This window comes from Gynurincola endophyticus (assembly GCF_003991195.1).
In the GTDB taxonomy this organism is placed as follows: Bacteria; Bacteroidota; Bacteroidia; order Chitinophagales; family Chitinophagaceae; genus Gynurincola; species Gynurincola endophyticus.
In genome coordinates, this window is record NZ_RCWL01000001.1 from 930,393 (window position 1) to 944,961 (window position 14,569).

The following is a 14,569-nucleotide window of genomic DNA, read 5'->3' on the forward strand; positions in this document are numbered from 1 at the left end:
GCATATTAATCAACTGTTGCTATGGCTAAAGAAAAAATTCTTGTAATTGGAGCTTCCGGTCAAATTGGTGTTGAATTAACACTGGCATTAAGAAACCTTTATGGCGAAGAAAATGTGATTGCTTCAGATTTACGCGAGCCCAATCAATTATTAAAAGATAGCGGTCCTTACGTAAGCATGGATGTAATGAACAAGGAAATGCTGCACGTACAGGTGATCCGTCAGAATGTAACCCAGATTTATTTATTGGCAGCAATGTTATCGGCTACCGGCGAAAAAAATCCGAATCTTGCATGGAATCTGAATATGCAGGGATTGTTAAATGTATTGGATATTGCCCGCGAAGAAAACCTGCATAAAGTATACTGGCCTTCAAGTATTGCCGTTTTTGGGCCTACTTCCCCTAAAAATAACTGTCCTCAACAAACTATTATCGAACCAACTACCGTATATGGTATTTCAAAATATGCCGGCGAGTTCTGGTGTAATTATTATCATCAGCGCTTTGGGGTAGATGTCAGAAGCATCCGTTATCCCGGATTGATTTCTTATAAATCAGCTCCGGGCGGAGGAACCACCGACTACGCAGTGGAAATTTATAATGAAGCTATTGAAAATAAAAAATATACCTGTTTCCTTGAAGAAAACACTTATCTGCCGATGATGTATATGCCCGATGCCATCAGAGGTACTATTGAGTTAATGGAAGCGCCTGCCGATAAAATATCGATCAGAACTTCTTACAACTTATCTTCGATGAGTTTTTCGCCGAAAGAAATCGGTGCGGAAATCAAAAAACATATTCCTGACTTTACAATGGATTATGCACCTGACTACCGTCAGCAAATTGCCAATTCATGGCCTGCCAGCATTGATGATACCGTTGCCAGAAATGACTGGGGCTGGAAACATGAATTTGACCTGCAGAGAATGACGGCAGATATGCTGACAAATCTTAAAAAGTAAAAGAAAAACATAAAATTACCGGGAACGGAGTTTTAAGAATAAAAGTCTACTAAATTTGTAGGAATTAATTGTACAATTAATTCCTATTTTTTATATGAAACAAATCATTTCAGCATTAGTATTGATCGTATGGGTAGGAAGTGTTTCTGCACAGTTGTGTACGGGACCGTGGCGGGGAGCTGTTATTAGAAATGATGCGGTACCTGTTTATTTTAATTTTGATATCTCTAAAAAGAACGGAAAGCCTGTAATAGCGATAAAAAATGGTGACGAAAAGATAGTCATTGATGAAGTAATGGTAAAAGCAGACTCGGTATATTTTCAAATGCCTTTTTACGAATCGTCTTTTAAGGCTAGTATTACATCGGAAGGAGTGATGCAGGGCGTATGGGAGAAGTGGACTTATGACTCTGTGAATACACTAAAGTTCGAGGCGATTCCTGCTATCAAAAAACGTTTTTCGGCGGTAGATGGTAAAGCTACGGTGAATATAACAGGCTTATGGCAAGCGTCGATCAGTACAGCAGCCGGAGTAAGCCGACCCGCAGTGGCTACATTCAAACAAAAAGGAAACGAGCTGACAGGTTCTTTTGTTACTGCTACCGGTGATTTTAGGTTTTTAGAGGGTATTGTTACCGGAAATCGATTATTGCTTTCAACATTTGACGGTGGGTTGCTTTATTTTTTTGAAGCTACTATTGATGCGGATTCTATTGTAGACGGCAGGTTTTATATTGGAAGTACAAGAGTTGATTCGTGGGTGGCAAAAAAGAATCCTGCAGCTACTATTGATGTGACGGAAGTAACACCTGTTATTTTATCAGATGCACCTGTTCAATTTTCATTCAGGGATGTAAATGGAGAACTGGTAAGTTTATCAGATCGGAGGTTTGCAGATAAGCTGATTGTACTTCAGATAATGGGTTCATGGTGCCCGAACTGTATGGATGAAACGAAGTTTTTAAGTGAGATCTATGGGAAGTATGCATCAAAAGGAGTAGAAATTATTGGATTGGCATATGAATTATCTACCGATTTTGAACGGTCTCAACGATCTTTAAAGAGGGTAATAGAACGGTTTGATGTAAAGTATCCGGTATTGATTACAGGAGTGGGTATTGCTGATGAAGAAAGAACGAAAAAAACATTACCGCAGATGTCGGATATCCAAACTTTTCCGACCACTCTTTTTCTGAATAAAAACAAACAGATAGTAGAAATACATACCGGTTTTTCAGGCCCCGGAACTGAAGGCTTCTATGATCAGTATGTAAAGCAATTTAAAACTACTTTGGAGAAATTGTTAAATGTGGTTGAAAATTGAAAACGTGTCTGCGTAGTTAGGTTTCTTTAAAATAATGAAAGATGACTTATTACACTTTCCATTTTCAATTTTCAATTCTCCATTTTTATAAGTTTCTTATCCAGATATTTCTAAAACTTACCGGATCTCCATGATCTTGTAAAATCAATGGTAATTTATCAGCATGTTTAATATTGTCGGGCAATCCGATATATTGTGTACTACCCCAGATGGTGGTATTGTTTTGAACCAGCACGCCGTTGTGCAATACGGTAATAGTAGCAGGAGATTTTAACATACCCTGATCGTTAAAGCGTGGAGCGGTAAAAATGATATCATAAGTTTGCCATTCACCGGGTCCTTTTGAAGCATTTACCAACGGAGGCGTTTGTTTATAAATACTACCGGCCTGGCCGTTACTGTAAGTAGTATTATTATAGGAGTCCAGTACCTGTAACTCGTACGTACTCATTAAAAAAATGCCACTGTTACCTCTGCCCTGGCCTTCGCCTTTTACGGTAGCAGGCGTTCTCCATTCAATATGTAACTGGCAATCGCCGAATGATTGCTGACTGATAATTTCACCGGTACCACCTTTAACAGTTAATATACCGTCTTTCACATCCCATTTAACAGCGGAACCGTCTTTGTGTTTCCAGCCGTTCATATTTTTTCCGTCGAATAAAATGATGGCATCTCCGGGAACGGCTGCTTGTGTGTTTACCACCGGAGGAACGGGTTTCCATGATTCGGTTAATTTAGGATCGCCATTTCTTTCCTGAGCGAATAAAGAAGACGCTGTTAATGTGCAAACAGCCAGAAATACATATTTCATCAGTGCTTATTTAATAGTTTGAAAAGTTGAGAATGTTTCCAACGGAATCTCTTTTACTACAAGATTATCTACAACTGCTTTTGGAGATCCTTCTTTACACCATTCTATCAACAAATTTAATTGATCTTCTGTTCCGGTGGCATGTAAAATTACCGTGCCGTCAGATAGATTTTTAACCCAGCCTTTTAAATCAAGGGATAGTGCTTTTTCAGTGGTGTGCTTTCTGTACATCACCCCCTGAACGAGCCCGCTCACTATAATCTCGATAGTTTTCTGCATGAGTTGAAGATAATAAAAAAGAATGAGTTTTCTATATAGGATGAATGAATTAAGCGGATGTAAAATTGAAAGTTGAAAATTGAAAACGTAGCTAATCAGGTCTGTGTAATTGCCTTTGGTAACTTTATTAGTAATGAAAGGATTAGTTGCTCTTTCAATTTTCAAGTATAGTACTTTAACGTTGATAACCTGCTAAAAAAAACAGGCTACGAAACGCAGCCTGTTTTAAAAAAATATGATAAAGAACTATAAGCCTAATTTAGCTTTTAAGTTCGAATCAATAGCTTCCAAGAATTCTTCGGTATAAAGGAAATGGTCGCCATGTTTCACTTTATTACCATGAACGCAAACAGCCAGGTCTTTTGTCATTTTACCGCTTTCAACGGTTTCGATACAAACTTCTTCCAAAGCATTTGCAAACTTGATTAACTCATCGTTACCGTCTAACTTACCTCGGAAGGCTAAGCCGCGCGTCCAGGCGAAAATAGAGGCTATAGGGTTAGTAGAAGTAGGATTACCCTTCTGATGTTCGCGGTAGTGACGTGTTACAGTTCCGTGAGCAGCTTCAGCTTCTAAAGTTTTTCCATCAGGAGTAATTAATACAGATGTCATTAAACCTAAAGAACCGAAGCCTTGTGCTACAGTATCCGATTGCACGTCTCCGTCATAGTTTTTACAAGCCCAAACGAAATTGCCATTCCATTTTAAAGCAGAAGCTACCATGTCATCGATTAAACGGTGCTCATAAGTAATACCGGCAGTTTCGAATTGAGTTTTGAATTCGTTTTCAAAGATGTCCTGGAAGATATCTTTAAAGCGGCCGTCATACTTCTTTAAGATAGTATTTTTGGTAGACAGGTATAAAGGCCATTTTTTGCTTAAAGCCATATTAAAACAGCTTCTGGCAAAACCCTTGATACTCTCGTCTGTATTATACATTGTTAATGCAACACCGTCACCGTTGAAGTTGTATACTTCAAAAGTTTGAGCTTCTCCGCCATCTTCAGGAGTAAAGGTCATGGTTAATTTACCTTTACCTTTTATGATAGTATCTGTTGCACGGTATTGGTCACCGAATGCGTGTCTGCCAACAATAATAGGGGCAGTCCAGTTGGTGACAAGACGTGGAATATTTTTGATAACAATCGGCTCACGGAATACAGTACCATCAAGAATGTTGCGGATGGTTCCGTTAGGCGATTTCCACATTTGTTTAAGGCTGAACTCTTTTACTCTGGCTTCATCAGGTGTAATTGTAGCACATTTGATACCTACACCATATTGTTTGATTGCATTAGCAGCGTCGATCGTTACCTGGTCATTAGTAGCATCTCTGTGCTCCATTCCTAAGTCATAGTACTTAATGTCCAATTCTAAGTAAGGAAGAATTAATTTGTCTTTAATAAACTTCCAGATAATCCTGGTCATTTCATCGCCATCCAACTCTACTACGGGATTGGCTACTTTGATTTTTTTTGCCATGTACAGTAAATGTTTAACTATGAAGAGTGCAAACCTACGTTAAATCATTAAAAAGAACAACGTTACTATTTTGAGCCGATTGGTTCGGTTTGACAGCTTTCGGTTATCACCCTCATAAAAATGTGCATAATAAGGTCTTAAAGTAATTGTTCTGAGGCAGAACAAGTTAGAAAGATAGTACTAAAAATTATTATCACCAATAAAAAAATCTACAAAAAAGATAGTACGAAGAGTGGAAAGGGATGTTTAAGAATAAAGACCAAAACTAATATCATGTATATACTACTCGAAACGTTCATCGATAAAATTTCTAGTATTAGTGAAGAGGAACATTATCATCTGCATAAGATTTGTGAAGTGCGTTCATATGGCCGGTATGAGAAGTTGAACATAGAAGACCAGTATGAAGAGTACCTGCATTTTATTACTAAAGGAGTTATCAGGAAGTTCTGTAAAAAAGATGAAGAAGATATAACTATTCAACTGGCGCAGGAAGGTGAAATTATTTGTGCTGATGTAACAGTGTTTAGCGATCAACCAACTCGTTATCAATTAGAAACGCTGGAACCAACAACTACCTTATCTATTTCCAAAAAAAGATTTTTAGAATTATATGACAAGCATCCCGGAATACAACGTTTGTCGCGTAAATTATTAACACTCATGTTACTAAAAAGTGAAGAGTACGAGTTGGAACAGGTGAAGTATGCATTACGCGACAGGATGGCCAGGTTTCTTGAATCACAACCTCAATTGATTAACCGGGTACCTCAAAAAATCCTGGCTTCTTATCTGAATATTCAACCCGAAACATTCAGCAGGCTCAAGACCTCCCTGTCTGCTCATAAACAAAACTTTGAAGTTAATAACAATCACCCTGTAATCTAATCAACCTTGTGCCATGCCAATCAGAAAATCACTTCATGAAATCGGTGACTACATCTATAATTACCTGCAACGTTATATGGATGTTACCAGAGAAGAAGTACAGTTCTTAATCGGTTTTCTTGAACTGCGCAGCTTTAACAGAAAAGAAAAAATATTGAATGTCGGTGAAGTTGACCAACACCTCAATATGGTGATCCAGGGAATTGTCAGAAAGTATATTGAAGTGGATGGATTGGATTGTACACTACAAATTGCACAGGAAGGGCATTTTATTCAAAGTGATCGTTCTTTTCATGAGCAAAGTGCTTCAGAAATAGTAATAGAAGCTGTTGAGAAAACCACCATTATTTCAATCTCTCATCAACAATTACAACGTCTGCTGGCCAGCTCAGACCGGTGGGAACGATTGGGAACAAATATCCTGATGCTACTATTAAAACACAGAGAAAGCCGCATCTATAAAAAAAGAGCACTGAGCTCCAGAGAGTATTTTATGCACTTTCTAAAACACCATCCGGATATCATTCAACGGGTACCACAAAAATATATAGCTTCTTACCTCGGCGTAAAACCCGAAACTTTCAGCAGACTCAAACATTTACTGAAAGGAAAGAGGTTATATAAAAATAATATTAGCTGATTTAAATGGGGAATCTAAAAACAAAGGCTGCCTTTACAATAAAGTGCAGCCTTTTTTAGTTCAATTAATGATAAAACTTCTGCAGAATCAGGTGTTAGCTGAAAACAAGATTATCGTTGTTAACGATTTTTTGTTGGTGAAACTTCTTCAATGATGTAACTTGTTCGGATGATCTGACGTTACCTTAATTTGTGTTTTTTGCTATTTTGATAGGGCAGATGTTAGATTATTTGAAATAAATCCTTTAATATTGTACATTAATGTGTACTAAATACACATTTGTATTTTATAAAAATTATTGCGAACCTATGAGTTTTAGAAATTATAGTGTGCCTTTTGCAGTGAATGAACAGTATACTAAGAAAGTTGCTTACTTCTCTATGGAGTTTGCTGTGCATCAACCGTTAAAAATTTATAGTGGCGGACTCGGTTTTTTAGCCGGCTCTCATTTAAGAAGTGCTTATGAGTTGCGCCAGAATTTAATTGGTGTTGGTATTTTATGGAAGTATGGTTATTATGACCAGGCCCGTAACCAGGATCAGACGCTGCAGGTTACCTGGATGGAAAAAAATTATAGTTTTCTGGAAGATACCGGTATTAAGTTTCAAATCTTAATTCACGATCATCCCGTTTGGGTAAAGGCACTTTATCTGCCGCCTACTACTTACAATACAGCTCCATTGTTTTTGTTGAGTACTGATCTTCCTGAAAACGATTATGTATCTCAAACAATTACCCATCGCTTATATGATGCAAATGTTGCTACCAAAGTAGCGCAGTTCATTTTATTAGGTGTGGGAGGAGCTAAGTTGATTGATGAGTTGAATTTTAATCCGGACTTTTACCATTTGAATGAAGCTCATGGTATTTCTTCTGCTTTTTACCTCTTTAAAAAATATGGTAATGTTGCAGATGTTAAAAAACGTTTGGTATTTACTACTCATACACCCGAAGAAGCAGGTAACGAAAAACACGATATAGCTTTATGTCACAAAATGAGTTATTTCTGTGGTTTAAGTATTGATGAAGTTCGTCAGCTAACGGGTATGCCTGATGACCAGTTTAATCACTCTTTAGCAGCACTCCGTTTAGCTAAACGCGCTAATGGTGTATCGCGCCTGCACGGTGAAGTGTCAAGAAAAATGTGGAATAAATACAGTGATATCTGCGAAATTATTTCCATTACCAATGCGCAAAACTGGTCGTATTGGAGTGATAAGCAGATTTATCGTGCATTAGATGATAATAATGATGTAGCCTACGATGACAGAAAAAATTTCCTGAAAAAAAGGGCATTCGAAATTGTAGCCGATCAAACCGGTAAACAATTTGACCCGCAGGTACTGACAATCGTTTGGGCAAGACGTTTTGCAGGCTATAAACGCGCCAATTTAATTACAAGAGACCGTCAGCGATTTGAAGAATTAATTACTAATACTAAATACCCTGTACAAATTATCTGGGCTGGTAAACCTTACCCAATGGATTATCCGGCTATAGACGAATTCAACAGTCTGGTACACCTTAGTAAACAATATAAAAATGTTGCAGTGCTGATCGGATATGAGCTCACGCTTTCAAAACGTTTGAAACAAGCTGCAGATATCTGGTTGAATAACCCACGTGTACCACGCGAAGCATCCGGTACCAGTGGTATGACTGCCTCAATGAACGGAGCTGTTAACTTTTCTACCAATGATGGTTGGATCCCGGAATTCGTTAACCATGGTAATAACGGTTTCGTTGCACCGATGGCAGCTTATGAACACATGAGCGTAGAAGAACAGGATCAGTTTGATTTAGACAATATGTACAAGATCCTGAATGAAGAGATTTTACCAATGTATTACAATGATTATGATACCTGGAGAAATATTGTTTACAATGGTATGAGAGATGTGCGTTTCTCTTTTGATGCAGGAAGAATGGCTGATCAATATTATAAATTGATGTACGTATAGAAATGAAAAATGGAGAATTAAAAATGAAGAGTGGAAGGTTATTATAAACAACATCCCTGCCCATTTTTAATTCTCCATTCTTAAATTATTTTACCTCTAACAACTCTACATCAAATACCAGTGTTGAACCCGGCGTAATCAACGGCCCGGCCTGCTGATCGCCATAGGCTAATTCACTGGGCATATATAGTTTCCAGATACTTCCTGCCGGCATTAACAGCAATGCTTCCACCCAGCCTTTAATAACGCCATTTACTCTGAATTCAAGCGGAGTACCTCTTTTATATGATGAATCAAACTCCTTTCCGTCAATCAAAGTACCTTTATAATGTACTTTTACTTTGTCGGTAATAACCGGCTTGCTGCCTTCACCCATCTTCACTACTTCATATTGCAAACCACTCGGTAAAGTGATAACACCTTCACGTTTTGCATTTTCAGATAAGAACTGTTGCCCCTGCTCTTTGTTTGCCTGCAGGCGTTCCAGTTTTTTTTGTTGGAATAAACTCATCATTTTTATTTTTAACGTACGATATCTATTAATTCAATTTCAAATACCAGCGCTGATCCGGGCAATATATCCTGACCGGCCTGTTGGTCGCCATAACCCAATTCACTTGGAATGTAAATTTTCCATTTCGAACCTTTAGGCATCATCAGCAAAGCTTCAGTCCAACCTTTAATTACACCGTTTACCCGTAAATCCAAAGGTTGCCCTCTTTTATGTGAGTTATCAAATTCTTTACCATCTACCAGTGTTCCGATATAGTGTACTTTTACTTTATCACTGATGGTTGGTTTTTCTCCGGTACCGGCTACAATTACTTCATATTGTAAACCAGACTCAGTCACTTTTACATTCGGATTAGCTTTATTCTTTTCTAAGAAATCTGTTCCTTTTTGTTTATTTGCCTTAGACTTTTCAGCCTTCATATCATTGATATATCCCATCAATGCGGCATTAGCTTCTTCTTCAGTTAATTTAGTGGCAGTTGCTTTTGTATCATTCAAAGCCATTACTACTGAATTAATATCAATAGAATCTACTCCTTGTGCTTTATAGAATCCTGCAATGCTGATACCTACGGCATAACTGAAAGAATCCACCCGGTTTTTAAGTTGTGGTATTTCAACGGTTTGTGTTTTTTTATTCTTTTTTGAACCTGACTTCTTTTGAGCCTGACTAACGGTAAACATACATAGCCCCACTATCAGTAATACGAAATTTTTCATGCAAGAGATTTTATTTGTAAATATAATTGGTTCGGTATGAAATTGTATCAGTTTACGGCTGCAATTTAACGTCCCTTTATCAGTTTCTTGCTAATAAATGATTATTTTTCATGTATGGAATCAAGTATTTACAAGCAATTGGTAAATGTTAGATGGGCAGATTTAGACCCCAATTTTCATGTGAGGCATTCGGTTTATTATGATTGGGGGGCAGCTTTGAGAATGCAGTATCTGAGCGAAAACGGATTAACGACGGGTTCTATGATGAAACTGGGAATTGGCCCTATTATTTTCAGAGAAGAATGTGTTTTCAGACGTGAAATCAGAATGGACGACCAGGTGGAAATCAATGTAAAAATCCTGAAATCAAGACGAGATCATTCCAGATGGACACTTCAGCACGAAATTTATAAAAACGGAGATACGCTGGCGGCGATTATTACGTTAGATGGTGCATGGATGGATGTTCGCCAGAGAAAATTAGCCATTCCACCGGCAGAAGCCATTGCGGTATTCGATAAGATGCCTAAAAATGAAGCTTTTGAGTGGAACGAAAAATAATAATTATATCCAATGAAACTACATTACTTATTTATTTCTGCCAGTTTACTGGTAGCTACAGGTACACAGGCCCAATCCGGATTATTGAAAAAAGCACAGGAAGCCGTTGCTTCGAAAGACGGCGATAAAGGCCAGCAAAACAACATTGTTGCTGCGTTAAAGGAAGCTTTAACGATCGGTGCTGAAAAAGGTACTCAAAAACTTTCGGTAGCTGACGGGTTTTTCAAAAATGCAGCAGTTAAAATACTTTTACCACCTGAGGCACAGAAAGTAGAAGCGGCTTTGCAAAAAATAGGAATGGGACATCTGGTGGATGATGCCATTCTTTCGATGAACAGAGCTGCAGAAGATGCAGCAAAAAGTGCTGCGCCGATTTTCGTAAATGCTATTAAAGGCATGAGCGTAAAAGATGGTGTACAAATTCTGAATGGTGGAGATACCGCTGCAACCGCCTACCTGAAAGGAGCAACAACAGCTGAATTGACCAAAGCATTTAAGCCTATTATCGATAAAGCACTGGAAAATACCGGAGCAACCAAACATTGGACGAGTTTAACCACTGCCTATAATAAGTTGCCTACCAGTTTTAATAAGTTAAATACGGATTTATCCGGATATGTAACCGAAAAAGCATTGGATGGGGTATTTTACCAGGTAGCACAGGAAGAGAAAGAAATCAGAAAGAATCCGGCGGCAAGAGTCACCGATTTATTGAAATCTGTTTTTGGCAAATAAAACAAATGAATTTAAACGCCCTCCGACTCAATCGGAGGGCGTTTTTTATTGGAGAAGTTTAAAGGATATTTTTTTTTCAGCTTTAAATGAATCATTTTTATAAATGAGAAACATACTTCTGGTGAATGTCAGATTGATAACAATACCTGCCCGGGTATTTATTTCAGTTACTATATCGTTTGATAGAGTAGCTTTTGCCGGGTCATACTTTCCCTTCAGTAAATTATCAGGATCCGTTATTTGTTGATCGATATGCTCTTCGAAGAACAACATCAATTCTTCTTCATCTGCTCTTAAATGGTAGTTTAATCTTGCAAAGCCGGTTTGTTTATTTAAACTGTCGATATAGAATGCACCATGTCCTTTAACTGGTTCGTCGTTGAGCAAATGATAAAGTTCAGCTTCATTGAGATCTACCGTTTCATCAGGCTTTAAGGCTGAGCCATAAAACATGTGCACCATACTGATTTGATCATTGAATAATTCATATACATCCGATTCGGATACAATCATGTTCGAAAAATCCTTTAAATTTTCCCTTTCAATTTCAAAAGCAGAACCGTGGGTATTTTTTAGCAGTGCTAAAGCTTTTTGATAAAGTACCGGCGTTTTCTTTATTATTTCCTGCCAGTTTACAATTTCTGCAATAGCACCGTGTTTGTCGGTCGTATAAATAATTTGAATAGAGTCTGCTAAATCAGCCGTACGGATATTTTTCAAAGCAGCAGCAGGCAGAGTGGATTCTATGAGTGGTAAGGTGCTCAGGTTGGCGGGTACTATCCAGCATAATTTATAATTCAATGGAGTTGATTCGATTACTGTAAGTTTTGCCTTATAACTGATTGAGTCATGGCTTGAGGTAGAGGCGGTTTTCCATACCGATTGATTCACTTTGGAAATTTCATATTCAAACGAATCTCCTTTTTTCCAGTTAGCATAAAATGGGATAGATTCCTGACCAGACACAGCCTGGGTAAAACCCAGTAACAAAACCGAAGCAATAAAAACTTTGAACATTTCAGAAGTATGTGTTAAAAAAAGAAAATGAAGATATAAAAAAGAAAAATAACTTCATTGCCATAGCAAATTCTCGATGTATAAATTTACCTGTATAACTGTATCTTCGCATTATGAGCGATAAGTTATTAATGTTTAAAAACCGGTTGACAAAGGTCTTCAAGCATGTTAACAAAATTGCCCGTAAACAAGGTGTTACCTGTTACCGGGTATATGATCATGATTTACCCGAATTTCCTTTTTGCATTGAAATTTATGAGGATAAAATTTATCTGGCCGAATATAAGCGCCGTCATCTTTTAACAGAAGAAGAGCACGAAGACTGGCTGGATGAATGTTTGTTGGTGATGGAAGAAATTATTGGTATTCCGCAAGACAAAATTTATATTAAACAACGTCAGAGAAAAGCCGGCCGTTTAGGGCAATATCAGCGTGTAGGGCATGAAGAGGAGTTTTTTCAGGTGAAAGAGGGCGAACTGCGTTTCAGGGTAAATCTGACTGATTATTTAGACACTGGTTTGTTTCTTGACCATCGTATTACGCGGGATATGGTAAGGAAGGAAGCGGCTGATAAACATGTACTCAATCTGTTTAGTTATACATCATCTTTTTCAGTGTATGCTGCTGATGGAAATGCACGTACGGTAACTTCAGTTGATTTGTCTAAAACCTATTTGAACTGGAGTGAAATTAATTTTCAGATCAATGAGTTGTATGATGATAAAAAACATTTTTTTATTCATGCTGATGTAAAACAATACCTGGATACATTACCGTCAAATCATTTTGATCTGGTAGTGATGGATCCTCCTACCTTTAGTAACAGTAAAAGAATGAAAGATTTTCTCGATATTCAACGTGACCACGTAGAGTTAATCAATAAGGTATTAAGGAGTATGAAACCCGATGGAGTGTTATATTTCAGTAACAACTTCCGGCAGTTTGTATTAAACGAAGCCGCCATTGAAGCTAAACAAATCAAAAATATTACAGGTGCTACCACACCTTTTGATTTTCAGGGTAAGTTATTCAGATGGTGCTATAGAATAATTAAATAAATAGTAATTAAGAAGGAAGAGTGGAAGAGTACGAAATTAAAAAAGGTTCTATCATATGATAGAACCTTTTTTATGTAAAAATATTTCGATCAGATTATCTTCTGTTTGTAGAAGGATCTAAAGGAGTGTCGCGTTTAAGCATTTCATTTCTGTTAGCCACTTCCCATGCAGTGTAGAAAATTAATTGTGCACGCTTAGCCATTTGTACATAATCAATTTTATCAGGAGTATCAGTAGGACGGTGGTAATCAGGGTGTAAACCACTAAAATAGAAAATGATAGGTACACCGTATTTAGCAAAGTTATAGTGGTCAGAACGATAATAAATTTGCATTGGATCTTTTGGATCGTTGAATTTATAGTCTAACTCTAATTTTGTATATTTTTTATTGTTTGCTTCGCTGATTCCTCTTGATTCAGAAGAGATTTTATCATCACCTACTACATAGATATAGTTAGTTGAATCTCCTTTGTAATCAGGGTCTCTTCTACCGATCATATCGATGTTTAAGTCGATTGTTGTTTTTTCCAATGGATAAACAGGGTTAGCTCCGTAATAAGCAGAACCTAACAAACCTCTTTCTTCACCAGAAACTGCCATAAATACGATAGAGCGGCGAGGTCCTTTACCTTCAGCTTTAGCCTGCGCAAAAGCCTGCGCTAATTCTAACAAAGTAACGGTACCTGAACCATCGTCATCAGCGCCATACCAGATAACATCACCTACTTTACCATCATGATCGTAGTGAGCAGTAACGAAAACGTATTCATCTTTTTTATCAGAGCCTTCTAAAATAGCTAATACGTTATTAGTTACAACGGCTTTGTTTTCGATCGTCTGGTTTAAATCGGTTCTTGCAGCAACAACTCCAAGTTTTGCACTTGCAAAGTCACTGGTGCCTAAGATAGCAGCAGCAGCTTTGTTAGAAATCTGGAATGAGTTAGCGGTGTACATGCGTTTGTAAGCATTTCCGGAAACTCTTGAAACCTGTACGTTTTCTTTCTTGAATTCTTCAGTTGCTACTAAAACTGCAATTGCACCTTTTGCTTTAGCATCTTCTGCTACTCTTAAATAAGCAGGCATACGGCGTTGACCGTTTGCAGCCGGAGCTTCTGCTTTAGGAGTAATTAAAACGATTCTTCCTCTTACGTTAATGTCTTTTACTTTTTCAGCATCGCCTTCACCTAAGTAAATTAAATCAGCTGATTTGAAAGCAACTGTGTAACCGGTTAAGTTACCATTGATTTCATTGTCTAAGTTTACGCCGTTTACACTTAATCCAACTTTTGCTACTGAATCGCTATAAACGTGGTAGGGTTGGAAATAAGAACCGTTGTTACCTGGTTGTAAACCGTAAGATTTAAATTGGGAAACTAAATAAGCTGCTGCCTTTTTTTCGCCATCAGAACCGGTCATACGACCTTCCATTTCAGCACCGGCAACAATATATAAGTGTGTTTTTAACTCCTCCGCAGTAATGGTTTTACCATACTTCGTGGGATTAGGAATTTTTTTCTGTGCTTCCGTAGCTTGAAATGCTGCCAGGGAAAGCGCAAGTAATAATGTAGATTTCTTCATTCTAAACAAATTTTCTGCTCTAATTTACAAGC

General features: G+C 37.6%; 15 protein-coding genes. 8 read left to right on the top strand and 7 right to left on the bottom strand.

The window, feature by feature from the left end; genetic code table 11:
- Nucleotides 1–21 precede the first annotated feature (21 nt).
- Both D9O48_RS03805 and D9O48_RS03810 read left to right on the top strand, forming a co-directional pair.
- On the top strand, nucleotides 22–966 hold the full coding sequence (locus D9O48_RS03805; protein WP_126970723.1) for an L-threonine 3-dehydrogenase: 945 nt from the start codon (nucleotides 22–24) through the stop codon (nucleotides 964–966).
- A 94-nt stretch (nucleotides 967–1,060) separates the two neighbouring features.
- Nucleotides 1,061–2,290, top strand: coding sequence for a peroxiredoxin family protein (locus D9O48_RS03810; protein ID WP_126970725.1), 1,230 nt, complete (start codon nucleotides 1,061–1,063; stop codon nucleotides 2,288–2,290).
- An 85-nt stretch (nucleotides 2,291–2,375) separates the two neighbouring features.
- Here D9O48_RS03810 and D9O48_RS03815 read toward each other — a convergent pair whose 3' ends face one another.
- From D9O48_RS03815 to D9O48_RS03825, 3 genes are all read right to left on the bottom strand, one after another.
- A complete protein-coding gene (locus D9O48_RS03815; protein WP_126970727.1) occupies nucleotides 2,376–3,104 on the bottom strand; it encodes a 3-keto-disaccharide hydrolase in 729 nt (242 codons plus the stop codon).
- Nucleotides 3,105–3,110: 6 nt separating this feature from the next.
- Nucleotides 3,111–3,383, bottom strand: a complete 273-nt coding sequence (locus tag D9O48_RS03820) for an acylphosphatase (RefSeq protein ID WP_126970867.1) — start codon at nucleotides 3,381–3,383, stop codon at nucleotides 3,111–3,113.
- Nucleotides 3,384–3,629: 246 nt separating this feature from the next.
- Nucleotides 3,630–4,865, bottom strand: a complete 1,236-nt coding sequence (locus D9O48_RS03825) for an isocitrate dehydrogenase (NADP(+)) (protein ID WP_126970729.1) — start codon at nucleotides 4,863–4,865, stop codon at nucleotides 3,630–3,632.
- Nucleotides 4,866–5,138: 273 nt separating this feature from the next.
- Between D9O48_RS03825 and D9O48_RS03830 the strand changes: the two genes are divergently transcribed.
- The 3 genes from D9O48_RS03830 to glgP all read left to right on the top strand — a co-directional run bounded on the left by D9O48_RS03830 (nucleotide 5,139) and on the right by glgP (nucleotide 8,354).
- On the top strand, nucleotides 5,139–5,753 hold the full coding sequence (locus tag D9O48_RS03830; RefSeq protein WP_126970731.1) for a Crp/Fnr family transcriptional regulator: 615 nt from the start codon (nucleotides 5,139–5,141) through the stop codon (nucleotides 5,751–5,753).
- A 13-nt stretch (nucleotides 5,754–5,766) separates the two neighbouring features.
- Nucleotides 5,767–6,393 carry a Crp/Fnr family transcriptional regulator gene (locus D9O48_RS03835; RefSeq protein ID WP_126970733.1) on the top strand — a complete coding sequence of 209 codons (627 nt, stop codon included), beginning with the start codon at nucleotides 5,767–5,769 and terminating at the stop codon, nucleotides 6,391–6,393.
- 308 nt (nucleotides 6,394–6,701) lie between these two features.
- Complete coding sequence (glgP, locus tag D9O48_RS03840) at nucleotides 6,702–8,354, top strand: alpha-glucan family phosphorylase (RefSeq protein ID WP_126970735.1); 1,653 nt, start codon at nucleotides 6,702–6,704, stop codon at nucleotides 8,352–8,354.
- An 85-nt stretch (nucleotides 8,355–8,439) separates the two neighbouring features.
- Here the strand turns inward: glgP and D9O48_RS03845 are convergent, their stop codons facing one another.
- Together D9O48_RS03845 and D9O48_RS03850 are read right to left on the bottom strand one after the other, a co-directional pair.
- The gene (locus D9O48_RS03845) at nucleotides 8,440–8,865 is read right to left on the bottom strand and encodes an FKBP-type peptidyl-prolyl cis-trans isomerase (RefSeq protein ID WP_233589171.1); all 426 of its coding nucleotides are present in this window, start codon (nucleotides 8,863–8,865) and stop codon (nucleotides 8,440–8,442) included.
- 11 nt (nucleotides 8,866–8,876) lie between these two features.
- On the bottom strand, nucleotides 8,877–9,587 hold the full coding sequence (locus D9O48_RS03850; protein ID WP_126970739.1) for an FKBP-type peptidyl-prolyl cis-trans isomerase: 711 nt from the start codon (nucleotides 9,585–9,587) through the stop codon (nucleotides 8,877–8,879).
- Nucleotides 9,588–9,701: 114 nt separating this feature from the next.
- On the opposite strand from D9O48_RS03850, the gene D9O48_RS03855 reads away from it, so the two are divergent.
- Both D9O48_RS03855 and D9O48_RS03860 read left to right on the top strand, forming a co-directional pair.
- On the top strand, nucleotides 9,702–10,148 hold the full coding sequence (locus tag D9O48_RS03855; protein ID WP_126970741.1) for an acyl-CoA thioesterase: 447 nt from the start codon (nucleotides 9,702–9,704) through the stop codon (nucleotides 10,146–10,148).
- Nucleotides 10,149–10,160: 12 nt separating this feature from the next.
- Nucleotides 10,161–10,883: a DUF4197 domain-containing protein gene (locus D9O48_RS03860; RefSeq protein ID WP_126970743.1), complete on the top strand. Its 723-nt coding sequence runs from the start codon at nucleotides 10,161–10,163 to the stop codon at nucleotides 10,881–10,883.
- Between the two features lie 45 nt (nucleotides 10,884–10,928).
- Here D9O48_RS03860 and D9O48_RS03865 read toward each other — a convergent pair whose 3' ends face one another.
- Complete coding sequence (locus D9O48_RS03865) at nucleotides 10,929–11,900, bottom strand: hypothetical protein (RefSeq protein WP_126970745.1); 972 nt, start codon at nucleotides 11,898–11,900, stop codon at nucleotides 10,929–10,931.
- Between the two features lie 113 nt (nucleotides 11,901–12,013).
- Between D9O48_RS03865 and D9O48_RS03870 the strand changes: the two genes are divergently transcribed.
- Nucleotides 12,014–12,958, top strand: coding sequence for a class I SAM-dependent methyltransferase (locus D9O48_RS03870; RefSeq protein WP_126970747.1), 945 nt, complete (start codon nucleotides 12,014–12,016; stop codon nucleotides 12,956–12,958).
- Between the two features lie 94 nt (nucleotides 12,959–13,052).
- On the opposite strand, the gene D9O48_RS03875 is transcribed toward D9O48_RS03870, so the two are convergent.
- Nucleotides 13,053–14,537, bottom strand: coding sequence for a M28 family peptidase (locus D9O48_RS03875; protein ID WP_126970749.1), 1,485 nt, complete (start codon nucleotides 14,535–14,537; stop codon nucleotides 13,053–13,055).
- Between the last annotated feature and the right edge of the window lie 32 nt (nucleotides 14,538–14,569).